The 20,329-nt window shown below is 48.0% G+C and carries 15 protein-coding genes; 3 read left to right on the top strand and 12 right to left on the bottom strand.

All coding sequences use genetic code 11. The annotated features are described in order from the left end of the window. Positions 1-225: 225 nt before the first annotated feature. From BFC17_RS02225 to BFC17_RS02270, 10 genes are all read right to left on the bottom strand, one after another. Positions 226-429 carry a hypothetical protein gene (locus BFC17_RS02225; protein ID WP_070174830.1) on the bottom strand — a complete coding sequence of 68 codons (204 nt, stop codon included), beginning with the start codon at positions 427-429 and terminating at the stop codon, positions 226-228. A gap of 252 nt (positions 430-681) precedes the next feature. After that, positions 682-1,383: a DUF3379 family protein gene (locus BFC17_RS02230; RefSeq protein ID WP_070174831.1), complete on the bottom strand. Its 702-nt coding sequence runs from the start codon at positions 1,381-1,383 to the stop codon at positions 682-684. Beyond that, a complete protein-coding gene (locus BFC17_RS02235) occupies positions 1,376-1,885 on the bottom strand; it encodes a sigma-70 family RNA polymerase sigma factor (RefSeq protein WP_070174832.1) in 510 nt (169 codons plus the stop codon). The genes BFC17_RS02230 and BFC17_RS02235 overlap by 8 nt, the downstream gene beginning before the upstream one ends. A 129-nt stretch (positions 1,886-2,014) precedes the next feature. Further along, positions 2,015-3,874 carry a DUF885 domain-containing protein gene (locus BFC17_RS02240; protein ID WP_070174833.1) on the bottom strand — a complete coding sequence of 620 codons (1,860 nt, stop codon included), beginning with the start codon at positions 3,872-3,874 and terminating at the stop codon, positions 2,015-2,017. Positions 3,875-3,897: 23 nt separating this feature from the next. After that, a complete protein-coding gene (locus BFC17_RS02245; RefSeq protein ID WP_070174834.1) occupies positions 3,898-5,577 on the bottom strand; it encodes a BatD family protein in 1,680 nt (559 codons plus the stop codon). After that, the gene (locus BFC17_RS02250; protein ID WP_070174835.1) at positions 5,577-7,475 is read right to left on the bottom strand and encodes a vWA domain-containing protein; all 1,899 of its coding nucleotides are present in this window, start codon (positions 7,473-7,475) and stop codon (positions 5,577-5,579) included. The genes BFC17_RS02245 and BFC17_RS02250 overlap by 1 nt, the downstream gene beginning before the upstream one ends. Then, complete coding sequence (locus BFC17_RS02255) at positions 7,472-8,485, bottom strand: vWA domain-containing protein (protein ID WP_070174836.1); 1,014 nt, start codon at positions 8,483-8,485, stop codon at positions 7,472-7,474. Before BFC17_RS02255 ends, BFC17_RS02250 begins: the two co-directional genes overlap by 4 nt. Then, a complete protein-coding gene (locus BFC17_RS02260; protein WP_070174837.1) occupies positions 8,478-8,984 on the bottom strand; it encodes a DUF4381 domain-containing protein in 507 nt (168 codons plus the stop codon). The genes BFC17_RS02255 and BFC17_RS02260 overlap by 8 nt, the downstream gene beginning before the upstream one ends. After that, the gene (locus BFC17_RS02265) at positions 8,972-9,937 is read right to left on the bottom strand and encodes a DUF58 domain-containing protein (protein ID WP_070174838.1); all 966 of its coding nucleotides are present in this window, start codon (positions 9,935-9,937) and stop codon (positions 8,972-8,974) included. The genes BFC17_RS02260 and BFC17_RS02265 overlap by 13 nt, the downstream gene beginning before the upstream one ends. Before the next feature lie 3 nt (positions 9,938-9,940). Continuing rightward, positions 9,941-10,897 (bottom strand): AAA family ATPase, encoded by a 957-nt coding sequence (locus tag BFC17_RS02270; protein ID WP_070174839.1) that lies wholly within the window; start codon positions 10,895-10,897, stop codon positions 9,941-9,943. A gap of 341 nt (positions 10,898-11,238) precedes the next feature. On the opposite strand from BFC17_RS02270, the gene fadI reads away from it, so the two are divergent. The 3 genes from fadI to BFC17_RS22210 all read left to right on the top strand — a co-directional run bounded on the left by fadI (position 11,239) and on the right by BFC17_RS22210 (position 15,043). Further along, positions 11,239-12,549, top strand: coding sequence for an acetyl-CoA C-acyltransferase FadI (fadI, locus tag BFC17_RS02275; protein WP_070174840.1), 1,311 nt, complete (start codon positions 11,239-11,241; stop codon positions 12,547-12,549). After that, on the top strand, positions 12,549-14,678 hold the full coding sequence (gene fadJ / locus BFC17_RS02280; RefSeq protein WP_070174841.1) for a fatty acid oxidation complex subunit alpha FadJ: 2,130 nt from the start codon (positions 12,549-12,551) through the stop codon (positions 14,676-14,678). The genes fadI and fadJ overlap by 1 nt, the downstream gene beginning before the upstream one ends. 167 nt (positions 14,679-14,845) lie before the next feature. Continuing rightward, complete coding sequence (locus BFC17_RS22210) at positions 14,846-15,043, top strand: hypothetical protein (RefSeq protein WP_083271533.1); 198 nt, start codon at positions 14,846-14,848, stop codon at positions 15,041-15,043. Between the two features lie 44 nt (positions 15,044-15,087). On the opposite strand, the gene BFC17_RS22480 is transcribed toward BFC17_RS22210, so the two are convergent. Then, positions 15,088-15,243, bottom strand: a complete 156-nt coding sequence (locus BFC17_RS22480; protein ID WP_175439518.1) for a hypothetical protein — start codon at positions 15,241-15,243, stop codon at positions 15,088-15,090. A 465-nt stretch (positions 15,244-15,708) separates the two neighbouring features. After that, complete coding sequence (locus tag BFC17_RS02285; protein ID WP_070174842.1) at positions 15,709-20,217, bottom strand: EAL domain-containing protein; 4,509 nt, start codon at positions 20,215-20,217, stop codon at positions 15,709-15,711. Positions 20,218-20,329: the final 112 nt, after the last annotated feature.

Consider the following 20,329-nt stretch of genomic DNA (forward strand, 5'->3'; position numbering starts at 1 on the left):
TTTCAGATGACTGGCAGGTAACCATTGCCGTTCAACAAGCATCTCATGAACAACCACTATAACAGGATGCATACCAAGAGGTAAGGCGAGGGCAAAACAAGGCAATCAAAATGATGCCCACCAACAACTTAACAGCGCTTACATGAAAAAACTTTGGAAAGGCGTATTGCTGTTAGATGGAAGAAAGGGAATCCAATGGACTATTGACCCCTTAATTTTTAGAAGTTATGCGTCAAACCGTTTTTCCAGTTGCTTAAGACTGAGATAAACCCGCGCTGTTATTGCTCCTGCAAAGCAATATTTGAGTAATCTGAATACCGGTTCCTGGAATTCGAGAAAATGCTCTACAGAAACGATTACCAGCACCCCACTAATCACGCTGATTAAAAGCCAGAGTATTTGTGTGCCTGTTTTCATTAGCTCTGTCATGTTGGTTGCTCTTTCATTTTCAGTGTGGAACGCATCAGGCAATCTGGCCTGTAAAATAAAAATTCAGTGTTGAGTTACTATGTCAGAGTGAGATATTGCGAAAACTGAGCGTTGGCACAGTTTTTAAAGTTTTCACTTGTCACTAAAGAGCAATTAACCCAGTTGGATGTTGAATGGGGCGGGGACTAGAGCTGTAACATTGCGTTGGGATGACAGCATCGGGCTCAACATTGCCCGATGCCATTGTGCAAACTAAGCAGAGAATTTAAGGTGTTGTTTAAGTTCGGATTTAAACGCCGGAATATTTGTACCTTTATCTCCCACTACCAGAATGTTGGTTTTATGCAGAGCGTAACTGCTGCCATGGTAGCTCCTATCGGCAAAATCATTATTCATTGGTTTATCATGTTCAGGTACCAGAAATACCGACATTCGGCCTTCTGGTGTTTCGATAATCAGGTGCAGGCTGCGAATGGCATCAAGCAGGCAATAATTAACCGAAGCAATATGACCAATGGACGGATCCAGTTCGGCACCAAATTGCGCCAGTTTAGCATTCACCAGTTGCGGGGTGATTTCTGCAGTGCCATGAGGCTGCTCCGTCTCGGCATAATACATATGCGCCAACGCGGCTTCATCCAGCTGTACATGCTGTTGTTGCCAGGCGGTCAGGCCTATGCCAAAGGTAAAAGCAACGCTCGCTGCCAGGCCAATGTACCACCGGTTTCGGCGTTTTTGTTGATTAAACTCGCGTAAGGTTTGTCTTAAAATGAGTTTGTTGGCCAAATCATCAGGCACCGGAATGTCGGCGGCCATTTTTAGCTTGTCATCCAACTGTTTCATTTCCTGCCAGAATGCCTCGTTATCCGGGTTCTGGGCGGCAGCGTCAACCAAATCCTGATCGCTGTCTGCAGGGTTGGTATAAATTCGGCGGCGAAATTCTAATTCATCCACTTTGAAAACCTCTCTGTTGCGACGATGATGTCAGTACCTCTTTTAATTGGGCTCTGGCCCGGAACAGTCGTGTCATCACGGTGTTTTTATTGAGTTCCAGTTGCGCTGCTATTTCATCTCCGCTAAATCCGAAAATAATTTGCAGCATCAATGGTTCCCGATAATCCGGTGCCAGTTTACCAATCGCCCGTCTGACCTGACGGACTTCCGCATCACTGTCCTGATCTTCATTGCCAGAAACAGAGACCTCGTCGAAATCAACTAAATCGAATTGTTTACGCTCAAAGCGGCGGGCGTTCTCCCGTCTCAAAATAGTGATAAGCCATGACTTAGCGGCTTTCTCATCCTGTAAGCTGTCCAGTGCCCGCCAGGCACGCAGGAATGTCTCCTGCACGATATCTTCGGCAGTGCTCTTGTCGTTTGTGAGCCAGTACGCATAGCGGTAAATATCACCGTGAAGTGCACGTACTAAAGCTTCGTAGCGGAGTGTTTTTTCTTTCATGATTAACCAGACCTGACATTAATTGGATTAATTTCAAAAAAGAATAATTTTTTTTAAATAAAATAAAGGAGCCAAAACGCTCCTTTATTTACCTATCTATCCAGTTTGTAATGTCAGGCGACGCCTGAATTACTGTTGCGTGGCAATCCAGCGATCCACTTTTTCGCTGAGGATATCCAGCGGTACCGGGCCATCTTTAAGCACTTCGTCATGAAATCCGGCATAACTGAATTTATCACCCAGCTCGGCTTGTGCATGGGCCCGCAGCGCCATAATTTTCAGTTTGCCTATCATATAGGCCGTGGCCTGACCGGGCATGGCAATGTAACGCTCTATTGCTTTTACCGCGTCGTATTTCGGGTTGGGGGTATTTTCCAGCAGATACTGAATTGCCTGCTCACGGCTCCAGCGCTTGGTATGGATGCCGGTATCTACCACCAGTCGACAAGCGCGCCAAAGTTCCATTGCTAAGCGGCCAAAATCAGAGTAGGGGTCCTGATAAAAGCCCATATCCTTGGCAAGTTCTTCACTGTACAGGCCCCAGCCCTCAGTGTAAGCGGTAAAACTTAAAAACTTCTGAAACTGCGGAATGCCATCCAGTTCGGTGGCAATAGCGCGCTGCATGTGGTGGCCGGGAATACCTTCATGATAGGCCAGGGCTTCCATCTGATAGGTAGGCATGGCATTCATATCATACAAATTGGCGTAGTAGCGGCCCGGCCGCGAGCCATCCTGCGCCGGGCTGTTGTAAAAGGCCTTACCCGCAGACTTCTCGCGGAACGCCTCGACCCGTTTTACCTCGATGGGCGCCTTTGGCATCAGGCCAAAGTAATCAGGCAGCGCCTCGCGCATGGTGTCGATGATGTCGGTTGCTTTGGTCAGATATTCATCCCGGCCTTCATCTGTATTGGGATAATAAAACTGCGGCGCGGTACGCATAAATTCAAAGAATGCCGGCAGGTCACCCGCAAAACCTACCTGCTGCATGATATCGCGCATGGCCTGGTGGATACGGGCGACATTATCCAGACCAATCTGATGAACCTGTTCGGCAGTAAGGTCGGTAGTGGTAAACCATTCAAGGCGATTTTTATACCATTTATCACCCTCAGGTAAACGCCAAACCCCATCACCGTCAGGGCTAAGCGCCTGCTGATGTTTAAACGCGGCAATAAGGTTTTCGTAAGCGGGTTTCACCGACGTTAGTAAGGCAGCCTTGGCTTCGGCTTTTAACATCGCGACTTCATTGTCCTGCAGGGCCAGTGCATCCACTTTCTGGTTAAAATCCTGCCACAGGGTGGAAGTATTTTCAGAAACGTCAAAAGGCGCACCGCTAATTACATTTTGCGCTGCTTCAATCATTTGGTCGTAAGCCCATTTGGGTGGAAAAACACCTATGGCCTCGCGGTATTTCATTTGCGCTATCACTTGATCAAAATAAGTGTTAACCGCAGATAGTCTGCTGATATAAGCCTGCGCATCACTTTTATCTGTTACCCGATGCATGTTAATAAGAAAACTAGGCACCTGGGTATGTGCAGCCCTAAACTGATGCACGATATAGCTGTGATGACGGAAGTTATCGTTGTTTAAATTGCGCTGAATGCCCAACTTAAATAATTTCAGACTCAGCTGTTCCTGCTCGCTGAGTTTGCTGGTATCGAAGCGGTCGGCCTCATTCAGACGGTTTTTTTCGATTTCGATGTTTTGCTCAATGCGCTCCTCGCTAATGTCATCCCATTTATCGTAATCCCATTTAATGCCGAGATAGGTTTGAAACAAAGGCGAACGCTTTAAATCTTCTTCGAAGGTACGCTCAAAAAACGCCGCGAGTTTTGCTGACTCACTGGGCATTGCTTCGTTGGCTTCACTCTGAGTCCTCGCCGTGAGGTCTGACTGGGCTGTGGGTTGCGGGCCCGAGCAGGCTAAAACTGCCGACAGGGTGCTGGCCAGAAAAGTCAGTCTGGCCAGGTTTTTAGTGATTTGCATGAATTCCTCGTTAGTGCTTTTTATTATGTATTGGGGTAAAGCGGGCTAAGCGACCCGTCTGATCTTTTGGCTTGTTGATGAACAGATTTGAGCTTGGCGAGCAAAGCGCCGGGCTCCCAGTTACCCTGTTGTGAGGCATAGGCTGACGCCATCATAGCATCGACCTCTGGCTTAATGGTTTGCTCAATTTGCCAGCGTCGGGCGGCGGTAAACTGGGCCAGCCATTGATTAAGCGCGGCCTGAATATGACTGATATTGCCTTGCTTTACCACCTGTTGTAATTGCTTGTCATTGGTAACCGGTGCCGTTAAGGATGCCGCCGGTGCCGTTACAGGTCTAGCGGTTTGATATTTGGCCTTACGCAGTGTCAATGCCCAGCCAAGCAGAGAAATTAACCATAGCATCAGCAAAATCAGATGCCAGATATCAAAGCCAGAAGTCTCCTTTGCTGCTTGTACCGTACTTTCCGCAACTGCTGTGTCCGGCCCGACTGGGGCGGCCTGTGGTGGCTGGTTGACGGTGTTTGAGATGGCTGGCTGTGCCGGAACCGATTGCCCGGCTGCCGGTATAACCTCAACCGTTCGGCTGGGTAGCGTGGCAAATTCTGTCTTGCCGGTTGCCACGTTAAACCAGGGGACCCGCACTTCCGGAATAATATAGCTGCCCGGTTTGGTTGGGATCATCGCGACAGATTCGGTACGCTGCACAATTAAACGGTTGTCGCGTTCTGCACTGGCGCTATTCGCCTGGTCCGGATAGAGCTTAAAGTCGGGCGGGTAGATCTGCTCAATTTCTGGCAGTTGCTCCTCAACAACGCCTACCGCAGTAAGGGTTAATGTGCGTGTTACCGGCTCACCTACGGTAAAGGTGTCACTTTGCCATTCTTCATCAAGCTGCACAAAATCACTGGGTAACCAGTGATAGTCTATGCTGGCGGGGATAGGTTTTACTTCAATATCAACATCCGGTCCGACCCGGTTAATCGTTTGGGTACGATTAAAAAAGCCAAAACGCTGGTTGGTGTTAGGCGCGATAACTTCACCTGAAAATACCGGACCGCGAATGGTAAAACTGCCGGACTGCTGGGGCAATACCGCAAAGTTGCGCTCTACTACCTGATACCGGCGACCATTCACCAGTTCGGTATACTGTTTATCATCGCCTAATTGCTGGATTTGCGCATTGGCTAATTCAGGTGACTGCAAGCTGCCACGTTCAATCTGCGATGACAGGTAAAGCTTAACGGTATAGCGCAGTTGCTGTTGCAGATAAACACTGTCGTTATTGACTTCGGTGGTGACATAATAATCCCGTGCCGGTGCATCGGATCCCTGTTGAACCGGGATGATTTTCACATCGATTGGCGCACTGTTTTTTCCTTCGATGCTAAACGCCGGGATTGTGAAGGTGCCTACCTTGCGAGGAAACAGGGTGGTAGTCCAGGTCGTTGTGCGTCGGGTAGTAAAATTAATCACCGAGGTTTGTGAGCCTACTGAGGTACGGCCGACTACAAAGTCACCTAACAGGACTGAGCTGTCAAATGCATCGCGATTGGCGTCACCTTCTGCGGTTACCGTTAGTGTAATGGCTTCGTCCAGCATCACCGGATTTTTATCTACCGTGGCAGAGAGGCTGGTAACCTCAGCCCGGGCACAAAAAGTCAAAAAGAATAACCATATTAACCAATGGCGTTGTCTTAGCATTACCAATCACTCCGGTTTGAATCTGGTGGGCGGCGATACTGCCGCTTCTGGGCTTCCAGTTGCATTTTGCGTTTTAATAAAAAAGCGGGGTCGTCGGGCACCCGGCGCAGTAAGTTGTTCAAACGCTGCTGTGTCTCTTTGTCGCGTTCGCTTTCTGCCTGCTCTGTGGGTTGTGCCTGCGCTGACTGCTCTTGCTGTTGTTCCTGCTCGGATGGCTCCTGCGCATCAGCTTGCTGTTCGTCGCTTTCCTGTTCGCCTTGTTGTGGATCGTTCTGCTCATTTTGCTGCTGACCCGATTGCTCATTATTTTGCTCTGAGTTTTGCTGGCCATCTTGCTGATCAGCGTTTTGTTGGTTATCACCCGACTGACCATCCTGGTTTTCAGACTGCTGTTGGTCCTGTTGACCCTGATCCTGCTGGTTTTGATCCTGTTGGTTCTGCTGATTTTGCTGCTGTTGTTCCTGTTGTTCCTTAAGCTGCTCTATCAACGCCTTATTCTCTTTCGCTTCCGCAAAGGAGGGACGTTTTTCGAGGGCTTTTTCGTAGGCATCTATAGCAGCATCTAATTCACCCGCCTTGGCCAGCGCGTTGCCCTGATTATAATAACCGTCTGCGCTATCAAGCTGCGCAAAGGTCTCTGCGGCAGCCGCATAATCGCCACTGCGATACTGGGCTGCGCCTTTCCACTGTAAATCAGCAAACGACTGGGTGGCAGCATCAAACTGTTCTGCCTCATACGCGGCCAGACCCTGCTGATCAGCATTTAAAAAGGGCTTTTTCCACCAGGGCAAAGTAGGCTCCGGTGTTGAGGCTTCGTTGCCCGAAGCTGACGGCGCGGACTGCTGTGCGCTGGCTGGTGGTGTGGGCAGTGTCATGGTAACACTTAGCAACAGCGCAAAAATGAGTCCGCGTTTAAACGCAAAGGCAGCCAGCGGCAATAACAGCAAAAGCAGATAAGGACCCGCTTCGCGCCATTCGTCGCCCTGATTATTGTTGTCGCTGTCTTCAGTTTCGCGGTTATCAAAGCGGCCCATGGTAGATAACTGGCGAATATCAGCATCGGTTGGCGTAATCTGAGCAAAGGTACCGCCACCTTGTCGACTAAGTTGTCGCAGCGCGCCGGGGTTTAATCTGGGGATCACAATCGAACCATTATTACGTTTGAGCAGCTCGCCATTAAGCTGTTTAATGGGGGCGCCATCTTCGGTGCCCACGCCCAGAATGTTTACCTTAAACGGTGTTTCGGAGAGAAAATCACTTAACTCTTTCATTTGCGAAATTTCCACGCCGTCGGTGATCCAGTACAACACGCCGTTTTGAAATCCGGCATTAGTCAATAGGCTTTCGGCTGTTTTCAGGCCCTGAATCGGATCACTCCCCGACACCGGCATAATTTCCGGGCTCAGCCCTGGCAATAGCGCATTTAAAGTATTGGCATCTTCGGTTAACGGACTAATAACAAAGGCATCACCCGCATAGGCCACTAACCCCATGTCGCCTTCATCAATCAGATTCACCAAATCCATGGCTTTATACTTAGCCCGGGAGAGTCGGTCAGGGGCAATGTCAGTGGCACGCATGGACATGGACATATCAATAACCAGCACGTGGCCGGTTTTAACCTGGTATACCGGCTGCGGAATGCGCTCCCAGGTGGGTCCAGCGAGAGCGATAACGCCGAGTAGCCAGCTCAGTGCCAGCAACGGCACAAATGCCGAGGATACCGACTGTTGTTTACCGGTAATCAGATGTTGGTACAGGTGGCTGGCTATTACGCCTTGCCAACCCGTGGCCTTAGACCGCCAGCGTTTTACCAGCCAGACTGCGAGCAGCAGGGGAATCAGCGCGTAAAACCATTCCGGGCGTAAAAAATGAAAATCAGCGGGAAGTAACGTCATTCGGCTGAGATCCTTCTAACAGAAATGCGGCGCCAAAGCAGATTCAATACTAAGCCGATTACTGGTAACAGGCTTACTACAAGGGCCAGCGCTAAAGGGTAGTAGTACAGCGCGGTTAAAGGGCGCATCTTGCGCTCGTCACCGGCAATGGGCTGTAGTTGGTCTAACATGGCATAGATTTGCTCCAGCTCGGCAGCATCACGAGCGCGGAAGTACTGGCCTCCGGTAGCTTTTGCGATGTCGGTCAGCATGGTTTCATCCAGCTCCTGTGACGGGTTAACCTGCCGGCTGCCAAAAAAGCTGTTAACGGTCATAACATCAGCGCCGACCCCAATGGTGTAAACGGTCACGCCGGCATCTACCGCCAGTTCTTTTGCTTGTTGTGGCGAGATGTTGCCTGCGGTGTTCTGGCCGTCGGTTAATAAAATCAACACCCGGTTAGAATCGGTTTTTAATTCAAAGCGTTTTACCGCCAGGCCAATGGCATCGCCAATAGCGGTTTGTTCGCCTACCAGGCCGATAACGGACTCGTCCAGCAAGGTTGCTACGGTTTCCCTATCGTAGGTCAGCGGCGCCTGCAGATAGGCGGTGTCAGCAAAAAGGATCAGACCAAGCCTGTCGCCAACGCGGCGTTTAATGAAATCATGCAAAACCGATTTAATCATGGTCAGACGGTTAACCTGACGGCTGTTTACCAGCATATCCTCGATTTTCATACTGCCAGATAAATCCACCGCCAGCATCATTTCCCGACCTTCGCTGGGAATACTGACAGGCTCACCAAGCCATTGAGGACGTGCTGCAGCAACTACCAGACAAATCCACACCAGCGCTGCAAGCAGGTGCAGCCCTAAATTAGAGGCTTTAGGTGATGTGGTATCCGGTAAATCTTTGACTAAACTCGGCACGCGAAGAGCCACTTCCGCATGCTGCGACCGGCGGCTAAATAAACGGATAATCCAGGGTAAGGGTAAAATGCACAGCATCCACCACCAGGCAAATTCAAACATGGTCGGTGACCTCCCCGCGAGGAGCTGTCTGCGGAACCTGTTTTAACCGCGCGTGCTGCAACCAGTAACTCACGGCATCGTGAATTTGTTGAAGCTCTGGGGCTGACAGTGGCGTGGGCTGATAGCTGTGTTGAGTAAGTAGGGTTAAACCCGCTGCCACTTTGGCATGTTGATTAGGTTTCAGGCAACTCTGTAACAGCCGCTGCCAGCTGTCGCCGTAAGCCGATGCGGATTTATCCGGGCTAAAGTAATGCAGTGTTACCCGCTTTATCAGTTGGTTGGCCTGGGCCGGGTAGTGTGCATCGATAACCAGTGATTTGTGCAGCTTAACAGCCTGACGCCGGGGGCGGTTAAAGCGCACTGAGCTGACAATGCTGAACACGATAAAACCAATCAGCACAATAGCCACCAGAGCCAGTGCCCACCATCCCCAGGCGAGGGGCCACCAATCGACGCCCTGAGGCGTTTGAATATCTTTTAGCTGGGCTAACGGGTCCACTGCGACAACCTCCGTAAGCGTTCAAACTGGTCAAATAAAGGTAAGCCCGCATCAATAAAGCTCAGTGCGGTTTTGCATTTATTCAGATGAGATTCAACGGCTTGCCAACGTGCTTGCTGACTGGACGAATAGTGACTGGCAAGGCGGCGATCGCCCAGTAACCAGGTTTGTTGCTGCGTTCCATTGGTAACATTAACCTGCTGTAACCGGCTGGTCACGGGCAGTTCACGCTCCAGGGGATCGGTCACTGCCAGCGCACTGACTTCGCAGTGGCGGCTGATATGTTGCAAATGCTGCAGCGCCCGTTCATCCAGCTGTAAAAAGTCGCTAATGATATAAACCAGACTGCCGGGTTTGGCCAGACGGCGTAAGCGGGCCAGCGCGGACTCCATATTTACCTGAGCTTCCGGGGGCGTATTGTGTTGCTGTGTATCATTCTGACAGCGCATCAGCTCATGACAAATCGACAGTACAGCGCGCTTTCTGCTTAGCGGCTTACATTCGGCGTGCAGTGCATCAGAATAAACCAGGGCGCCAACTTTATCGCCACGTTGTGCTGCGGCCCAACTGATCAGTGCGGTTAAATGGGCAGCCTGCACCGACTTGAGTAACAGTTGGGTGCCAAACTGCATTGACCGACTCAGATCACATAAAATGAACACCGGACGCTCGCGCTCTTCGCGATACACTTTGGTGTGGGTTTTACCGGTACGCGCGGTTACCCGCCAGTCAATGGCACGAATATCGTCACCGGGCTGATAATGCCTGGCTTCGTCAAATTCCATGCCGCGACCTTTGTGTTTGGTTAAGTAACTTCCGGCCAGACGAGCCTGAGGCGTGCGCCTGGGCGTTAAATCCAGCAGGTTAGCAAACTGTCGGTATTGCAGTAGTTCTTTAACACCCAGATGAATGCCGTCTGACTGCAATCGAGCTAAGAGTGATTGCGTCGTCATAAATTAAGGCACGGCCACCAGATTGATAATTTTATCCAGCACCTGATTGGCGTTAATACCCTCAGCTTCTGCCTGATAAGACAAAATGATGCGATGACGTAGCGCGTTATGGAATACCGCCTGAATATCATCTGGTCCGACAAAGTCGCGACCCGCCAGCCAGGCATGGGCACGGGCACAACGATCCAGCGCGATAGTCGCGCGCGGACTGGCGCCAAAATCAATCCAGTCTGCCAGCTCCGGCGCAAATTGACCCGGACGACGGGTTGCCATAATCAGTTGTACTAAATAGGTTTCCAGCGCCGGGGCCATATGCAGGGCCAGCGCCTCCTTTCGGGCGGCAAAAATATCAGCCTGACTCAGACTGGGCGGTACCGTCTTAGGCGCGCTCAGCTCTTCGTTACGGGTGAGCTGAAGGATCTGTAATTCGGTATCGGCATCCGGATAATCGATTTCCAGATGCATTAAAAAACGGTCCAGCTGCGCTTCAGGTAAAGGGTAGGTGCCTTCCTGCTCGAGCGGGTTTTGCGTGGCCATAACCAAAAACAGTTCTGGCAGCTTGTAGGTTTTGTTACCCACGGTGATCTGGTGTTCCGCCATCGCTTCCAACAGGGCAGACTGCACTTTGGCTGGCGCCCGGTTGATTTCGTCGGCCAATACCAGATTATGGAAAAGCGGGCCTTTTTGAAACACAAACTCGCCGGTTTCAGGGCGATAAATATCGGTACCGGTCAGGTCGGCTGGCAATAGGTCCGGCGTAAACTGAACACGGTGAAAATCGCCATCAATACCTTTAGCCAGCGCGTTGATTGCCCGTGTTTTAGCCAATCCTGGCGGGCCTTCTACCAACAGGTGACCATCTGCAAGCAAAGCAATTAACATATTCAGCGTAAGTTGCGACTGGCCAATGATCTGTGAGTCGAGGTATGCGTGTAACTGTCTGAACTGCTCAGCTGCCATAAGAAAATCTTACCTTTATGAGTTATTGAAAGTGCAAATTATTGAGTAAAAATCGCGCGATATCCGGTACTTAGAACCTGCGCAGCGTCGTTATGACTTTTTTACGCAATAAAAGGTTCCCACAAATTGATAGGAAGTCTCAGGTCGACTTCACCTTCATCGTTTTATCAACCTTTTGTAATAGGGACACTTTATTCTCTTTCAAGGGAAAACCGGGCTCAAGTGCATAAATGTTGCAAAATATTCCAGTGTGCATTTGCTATTTGTTTAATAGTTTGTAAAAATCTGGCCATAATCTACAGGTCAGACCACTTGGTGGTCGCAAAAACAGGTTGAATTGAATGGCTAAACAACAATCAGTCACAACGCGCAATGGCGACAGGATTGCTATTGTCGCGGGCCTCAGAACACCGTTTGCTAAAATGGCAACGTACTTTCATGGAGTACCGGCGGTTGATTTGGGCAAAATGGTGGTAAACGAATTGCTGGTAAGAAACGCAGTAGATCCAAAATTAGTGGAACAGTTGGTTTATGGCCAGGTGGTGCAAATGCCTGAAGCCCCCAATATTGCCCGCGAAATTGTACTGGGAACCGGCATGAACGTGCATACTGATGCTTACAGCGTATCCCGTGCCTGTGCGACCAGCTTTCAATCGACGGTGAATATTGCTGAGGCAATGATGGCCGGCAACATTGAAGTGGGCGTGGCCGGAGGCGCAGATTCAACCTCTGTTTCACCTATTGGTGTGTCCAAAAAACTGGGCCGGGCGCTGGTGGATTTGCAGAAAACCAAGACCCTTGGGCAAAAATGGGCGGTGCTTAAAAAATTGGGGCTTAAAGACTTATTACCGGTACCGCCAGCGGTAGCGGAATATTCTACTGGTTTATCCATGGGACAAACCGCCGAACAAATGGCTAAAAGTCACGGGATAAGCCGGCAAGCCCAGGATGAGCTTGCGCACCGGTCTCACACCCTGGCGGCGGAAAGCTGGAACGCGGGTAAACTGGCTAATGAAGTAATGACCGCTTATGCCGAACCTTACACAGGGGCACTGGAGCAAGACAACAATATTCGCTTTGATTCTAAAATCGAAGGCTACGCAAAACTTCGCCCGGTTTTCGATAAAAAATATGGTTCTGTAACCGCTGCGAATGCCACGCCATTAACCGATGGTGCCTCGGCCGTCCTGATGATGACAGAAAGCAAAGCAAAAGCCTTAGGCTACACACCTCTTGGCTATATCAAAAGCTACGCTTTTGCTGCAATTGATGTGTGGGAAGACATGTTAATGGGGCCTTCTTATGCTTCGCCTATGGCATTGGATAAAGCCGGAATGACACTAAATGATCTGACCCTGATTGAAATGCATGAAGCCTTTGCGGCTCAGACACTGGCCAACATCAAAATGTTTGGCAGCGATAAATTTGCCAAAGAAAAACTGGGTCGCAGCAAGGCAACCGGTGACATCGACATGGATAAATTTAACGTCATGGGGAGCTCAATTGCCTATGGTCATCCGTTTGCTGCTACCGGTACCCGTATGATTACCCAGATGCTAAATGAGCTTAATCGTCGCGGTGGTGGCACTGGCTTGTTAACTGCCTGTGCGGCGGGTGGATTAGGTGCAGCAATGATTGTGGAGACCGCGTAATGACAGAACAAACACAAAGCGCATTTAGCTTAACCAGACAAAACAACGGCATTGCTATTTTAACCATGGATGTGCCGGGTGAATCGATGAACACCCTCAAAGCCGCCTTCGGTGATGAGATGTCCGCACTGCTGGATGAGATTGAAGGGGATGCCAGCATTAAAGGTGTAGTGCTGGTAAGCGGAAAAGAGAGTTCCTTTGTCGCCGGGGCCGACATTACTATGCTGGATGCCTGCACCACCGCAGAAGAGGCGATGGCGCTGGCCAAAGGCGGTCAGGATATCTTTAACCGCATTGAAAACATGAACGCTACCTTTGTTGCTGCGATTCATGGGCCAGCGCTGGGCGGCGGTCTGGAACTGGCCATGGCTTGTCATTATCGCATTTGTACCGACAGCCCGGCTACCCAACTGGGGCTGCCTGAAGTTCAGCTTGGCCTGTTGCCTGGTAGTGGCGGTACCCAACGTTTACCTAAGCTGGCCGGCATCCAGCAAGCAATTAAGATGATGCTGACCGGCGCTTCAGTGCGTCCTAAGCAGGCTAAAAAATATGGCATTGTTGACGACGTGGTACCCCGTTCAGTGTTAGTTGAGGTTGCAGCGCAATTTGCCACAAAAAGTAAGCCGACACGTAAAGCTGAACCTAAAGGTATCGTTAATAAATTTTTAGAAGGCACCGGACCCGGGCGCAATATTGTGTTTAAAAAGGCCGGTGAACAAACCCAGGCCAAAACCCGGGGAAATTACCCAGCTCCGCAACATATTCTGGACGTAGTGGCACTGGGTATCAATAAGGGGATCAAGGCAGGGCTTGAAGCAGAAGCAAAGGCTTTTGGTCAGTTGGTCATGACTCCGGAATCAAAACAGCTACGCCAGATTTTCTTTGCCACAACCGCCATGAAGAAAGAGTCGGGCGTTGCCGATGTCGCCCCTGTGCCCGTTAAAAAAGTGGGAGTCTTAGGTGGTGGCCTGATGGGTGGCGGCATTGCTTTTGTTACCGCCACCAAAGCAGGCGTACCGGTGCGAATTAAAGACATTCAGTCGGCGGGTATCGCCAACGCGATGAAATACAGCTATGACCTTTTAAATAAAAAGGTTAAACGACGCTTTATACGTAAGTCCGAAATGCAGAAGCAAATGTCGCTGCTCACCGGCACGCTGGATTACACCGGTTTGCAGGACGCTGATATTATTGTTGAGGCGGTTTTTGAAGACGTGAATCTTAAACGCAAGATGGTTGCCGATGTTGAGGCGGCCTGTAAGCCAGACACTATCTTTGCTTCTAACACATCGTCCATTCCAATTGCTGAGATTGCCGCCGAAGCGGCACGACCAGAAAACGTGATTGGTCTGCATTATTTTTCGCCGGTAGACAAAATGCCGCTGGCCGAAGTTATCGCTCACGAGAAAACCTCGGACCAAACCATATCGACCACGGTGGAATTTGCCAAGAAACAAGGTAAAACGCCGGTTGTGGTAAAGGACGGCGCGGGCTTTTATGTTAACCGTATCCTGGCACCTTATATGAACGAAGCCGCCAGCCTGATTCTGGCCGGTGAGCCAATCGATCATATTGACAAAGCATTACTTAACTTTGGGTTTCCTGTAGGGCCGGTGAAGCTGCTTGATGAAGTTGGTATTGATGTGGGCACCAAAATCATTCCTATTCTGATGGAAGCTTTTGGCGAGCGTTTTACCGCGCCAGCTGCCTTCGACAAAGTGCTGGCTGATGATCGTAAGGGCAAAAAGAATAAAAAAGGCTTCTATGACTACGCTGGCAAAAAGCCGGGTAAAGCGGTCGATGAGAGCATTTATTCACTGCTTGGGGTGCAACCGTCGAAAAGCCGCAGCGAGTCTGAGATCTCAGAGCGTTGCGTATTAATGATGCTTAATGAAGCAGCACGATGTCTTGATGAAGGGGTGATCAGAAATGCCCGGGATGGTGATATCGGGGCGATATTTGGTATTGGCTTTCCGCCTTTCCTTGGCGGGCCTTTCCGTTATATGGATCAGCTTGGTGTTAACAAAGTAGTAGAGCGGTTGAGTTACTACGCTGAAAAGGTGGACGCTAAATATACTCCGGCCCCAATTTTAGTCGCAATGGCCGCCGAAAATAGCTTTTTTTATTAACGCTAAGTTATTAAAATGTTAAAAATCCGGCTTTGGCTGGGTTTTTAACATTTATTGCAAAAAAATGATGGTTTTGTTACCAGAAAAGGTTATTATGCGCGCCGCTGAATAAATGGACTGTTTATTCGGTACGTCAAAAAAACCTTATAGATTAAATGGGTGTCAATATGTTGACAGTGATTTTAGTTTGTCTGGCCAGTAGCTGTTATTTTTTTGTCGAAGCGACAAAATCCGGATTATCAGCAAAGCACTGGGCGTTAGCAGGTTTATTGATGGGGCCGGTAGTCTGGCCAATGTTTACGGTAAGCCGCCACGTTCGTATGAGAAAGGACTGTGGCTTTAACAACGCTTACTTGCGGGCATAAAAAAAGGAGCCCGAGCTCCTTTTTTGAGAATTAGTAAAAACGTCTTACAGACGAACACCACCAGTCTTAGGCTTGTAAGACTGAGTTTCGGTTGCTACTTCTTTTTTCTGTACTGGTGCTTTCTGAGCGCCATCTTGCTTGTCAGCTGCTACAGGTGCGGTTGTAGAAAGTACTAGGGCTACTGCGTATGCTTTCAACATCTTTCTTTCCTCATTATATTTATAAACAAAACAAACAAAACTGATTGACAATCCTCATTGTCACTTTAGCTAATGCGAACCTTGTGCCAACTTTTTTATCCTTTTAAAAACAATAGGTTGCATCATCCCTGGCGTCGACGTCAAAAAACCGTTGCCGGAAATTATTGCCGCTCTATGCATTTATCTGCCGCTTAGCGGATAACTTAAGCTCAAACTGTCAAAAATGAGGCTCTTCTTGCAAAAAAAGTGGCTTGTTAACGAATGGTGTGGATAAATTTTGAGCTATTGTTACATTTGTAACTTATTAATAACTCGTGCGGTTTTAAATTCAGGTTTTAGAAATTTTGATGTAAACGCGGTGATGCGCGGTTTTTACTTGTGTTGCCGGTTTGTTGGTTTAACCAGGAAGAGTTAGTATTCGCTGTCGGGAGAAGCTCAGAGAGGCACTGACGGCCTTAGTATCGATTAGTTTGGCGAGACTTTACTGATAATTTTATGTAGCAGGCTGTTCTCTCTGAGCAGCTTTTCAAAGCGTTCTGCATTAAGCGGTTTACTATACAGATAGCCCTGGAGCATCTCACAGTCGTAACGACGCAGAATATTGAGCTGTTCTTCGTATTCCACGCCTTCTGCAACCACTTTTAAGCCAAGGTTATGCGCAATATTGATAATGGCGGCTGCCATGTGCCGGTCAACATTACTCTTGGCAATGTCATCAATAAAGGCCTTGTCGATTTTTAACGTGTTTAGTGGGAATTTTTTCAGATAGGCTAACGACGAATAGCCAGTACCAAAATCATCCAGTGCCAGATGGATACCACGATCCCGTAAGCGCTGCATCATTCTGAGCGCTTCTTCGGGGTTTTCCATTAAGGTACCCTCAGTAATTTCACACTCGAGGTGAAGAGGCGAGAGGCCAACCTGGCGCAGAATACTTTCGATACGATCGTCCAAGTCAGGTAATTCAAACTGCTTAGCCGAAATGTTAACGGCAACACGACCACTGAACAGGCCTTCGCTAACCCAGCGCTTGGTATCTTCGCAGGCTTTACGTAGCACCTGTTCGCCAATCTCAATGATTTGACCCGTTTGTTCGGCCAGAGGGATAAACTGACCAGGACTAACAATGCCTTTGTTGGGGTGTTCAAATCGAACCAATGCTTCCATACTGACGAGTTTACCGGTAGTAATGTCGACCTTGGGCTGATAGAACACGGTAAACAGGTTGTCTTTAATACCCTGACGAATGAGGTTTTCTATTTGTAACTGGCGTACTGCGTTCTGGTTCATTTCACCGCTGAAAAACTGGTAGCTGTTGCCACCGTTGTTTTTAGCAAAATACATCGCCGTGTCAGCATTTTTCAGCAGTTCCTGTGGCGTTGAGCCATCTTCCGGGAACAGCGCAATACCAATACTGGCACCCAGTACAAATTCCTGTTTATTAATAATAAAGGGTCTGGCCAGCGTGTTAAGCACGCTTTGAGCAAAATGTGTAATGGTATGAATATCAGGGAAGTCTTCCATCAGAATACTAAACTCATCCCCACCAAGACGGTAACAGGTAGAATTCGTGTCGGTCATACGCTGAATACGTTTAGCAATCTGCTTGATCAAAATGTCACCGGTCTGGTGGCCCAGCGAGTCGTTGATCTTTTTAAAGTTATCCATATCCAGACAGAGCAGGGCGTGAGGGGTTCCTCTGCGCACAAGATTGTTGTGACTGGCCTGGAAGAATGAGCGGTTCGGTAATTCTGTCAGCGGATCAGAATTGGCTAGTTTTAATAACTCTTTCTCGGTATTTTTACGCGAAGTAATGTCTGAGAACACGCCTACATAATGCGAAATACGGCCATCGTCATCGTGCACAGCATCAATATTCAGTTCGATTTCGTAACGTTCGCCATTCACCCGGCTACTTTCTACTTCACCGCTCCAGTTACCTCGTGATTTTAAGGTCTTTTTGATTTCTTCGGTGAAGGCTTCCGGGTATTGATGGAAATATAAATAAGTCGCCAGCGCCTGATCCCGGGTCTCGCCGGTGTAAGTGCAGTAGGCGTTATTGACTGAAATAAATCTAAATCTGGTATCCGTTATAAATACGCCTTCAGAAATGTTTTCGATAGAGCGCTTAAACAGGTTTAGCTGCTCTTCTGCGTCCTTCAGATGCTGGATGTTTTTCAGCGTACCCGTCATCCGGATTGGTTCATGGTTGTGGTCGCGCTGAACCACTTTACCGCGGTCCAGGATCCACAGCCAGGTGTTGTTAAATGTTTTAGTGCGGTAGGCGATTTCGTAAAATTCGCTTTCGCCGCTCAGGTGCTCCTTGAGCGCATCCTGCACACGTTTTAAATCGTGAGGGTGGATGTTGGCATCATAAGCGCTGTTGGTGCGGATATCATCTTGCGGGAAGTCCAGTGTGCCCCAGGTGTTGGAACGATATACCTGACCACGATAAACATCCCAGTCCCAGAGCTCATCACCGCTGCTCCACAGTGTCAGTTTAAGCCGCTCTTCAGATTCTGATACTGCTATACGCTGACGTCTTCTGACATGATATTGTCTCACCACGTAGAGAGTGATTATGGTTGTAAAAAAGCCATAAAAAATCAGTGCTGCCGGATGTAACCATGGCGGCGGCAGGATAGTCAGATTAAGCTCACGTGAAGAAGACCACGTCTTGCCATCTTCTTTGGCCTGAACTTCAAATAAGTAGTCACCAAACGAAATATTATTGTATGGTGCCTGACGTTCACCGCCTGCCTGAGTCCAACTTTTATCCCAACCAGTCAACCGATAACGATATTTAACCGTTGATGGGGATACTGCATTTAATACAGCAAAACCCAAGCTAAACCGGGTATCAGCATCAGATAGCGTTAGTGATGACTTCAAGTTGATTGGTTTATCAAGAACGCTGCTATCTGTGTCAAATTTCTGCTCTTTACCAAAAACCTTTAAAGAAAGGATTTCTGGCTGTTGTGATGGCGTGTCAGTAAATTTGTCGAAGGATAGAAATTCTGGGTAGAAGTAATGAAAACCGCGGTCACCGCCAAACACTAATGCATTTTCCCGGGTCTTAGACACAGCACTTTCTGAATAATCATTTAACTCTAATTGCTTGGAGGAAAGATTTAACACTAGTTCCATGTTGGGCAATAAAAATTGTTTTATTTCATTTGATTCGGTGGACATCCATAGCGAGTCTTTTAAACCAATTGCCGCCAGAACGTTGGTATTCATTTGCAGAGAGTGATGATTAACCTGAGCCAGGGTATTTTTGTCTAATTGATAAACTCCGGCAGACTGTGTTACGAGCCAATAATAATTACCCCAAAGGTAAACTGTTTTAACTCTTGAAGGTTCTTGTTTTTGATTAGATGTGAGGTTTATTTCTTTTATGACTTTATCTAACTCTGAGTTGAAGATAGTCATTACCCCAGTAGATGCTAGCCAAAGATTTCCTTCATTATCAGAATAAACAGGGGTCGCTATGGCATCTCGGAGTGATAAATCGTGATATTTCAGTTCATATTTCACTGCAATAGTGTTTAATTCTGGGCTTTGAGGCTCTATCGAAACCAGTCCATTCGTTTCAGTCCAAGCCCATAAATTAGAACCGTCATAATGAATATTATCTACTATTTCATTTTCAAGGTAGATATTGATGAGCTGCAAACCATTTTTAGTTTGCTGATAATGCTCAATCCCTTTAGAGGTTGCGAGCCAGATATCATCATTATTATCAACCACGAGATCCCAAAGTTGATTGGGTCTGCCGGTAAGAAAGTAGCTGATATTTTCTTCATGGAAATTCAATTTACCCAAACCTGAGCTTTGAGTCGCTAACCACAGGTTCTTGAGACTATCTTCTTCTACAGCCCAAATCCGCTGTGAGCCGGAGTTTTCCTCCTCCACAACATGCGAGTAAAGACGAAGAATATTAATCCCTTCGGCATACCGGTACACACCTTCAGCCGTTCCTAACCAAATTGAAGAGGTCGAATCTTTGTAGATTTTTCTGATGATTTGGTTATCAAGGTAAGTGATATTGCGCATCTCTGCATCAATTAACTTAACGCGATCTTTAACCGAATTATAAATTGCCAGACCATCTTCAGTACCAAACCAGATTTCTCCCTGCGCTATCTCTTTTATTGATCGTACGGCATTGCTTTTAAGTACCGGGTAGGTTTTTGTGTTGATACTTTTTATTCGTTCGCCATTCACATTGAAGATAAGAATTCCTTCATTTGTGCCGATCCAATAGTCGCCATCAATAACAGTTATGACAAATACTGGTGTTGGGGGGATATTAAAGCCCCATGGGTTTACAGAACTCAGTGGGTAAAGAATTCGGCGTCTTTTATCGTAAATATAAGCACCGGAAGAGAAGGTGCCAATCCAGATTCGGGATGGCTCGTTTCGGATAATCTCGATGTCGTCTGGAAAATCGACCCGGCCATCAAGTAAATCTAATTCTTCAGTTTTAGCGTCAATAAAATAAACGTTGGAAGAGTCAGCGACTAAGATATTGCCCTGGTCATCTTCGGTGATAGACCAAATTTCATTACTGCGAATAAGAGAATTATCGCGATTGTAAATTTTGAAACTATCGGAGTCAGGTTGATATTTCGCCAGGCCTTCATAGGTTCCAATCCACAAATCCTTGTTGCGGGAAACGTACATGGTTCTGGTAAATCCAGGAGGAATCGACGTACTGTCTGCAGCGTTGTTTTCGTACTTTTTGAAATGATAGCCATCGTATCTGAACAGGCCTTCAATGGAACCTACCCAAATAAATCCGTGTTGGTCTTCTACAATGGAGGTTATGGTGTCCTCTACAATGCCGTCTTCGCGGGTGTACTCAGTAAAGCGAATATCACTAAGGGCCGTTGTAGCGAAAACTACACGGGATAGTGATAATAGCACTGTAAATAACAGCGCAAACGTCGTTAACTGGGTTGAGCGCACCATACACCTTTGGCACTGAATGCCTTATCTTTTTTTACTTCTTTTGTGTCTAGCATCCCTACTATTAGCTACCCAATATGCCCAATAAAAGGCGTTGCTACAAGGTTTTTTTTAA

This window comes from Marisediminitalea lipolytica, from assembly GCF_001758465.1.
In the GTDB taxonomy this organism is placed as follows: domain Bacteria; phylum Pseudomonadota; class Gammaproteobacteria; order Enterobacterales; family Alteromonadaceae; genus Alteromonas; species Alteromonas lipolytica.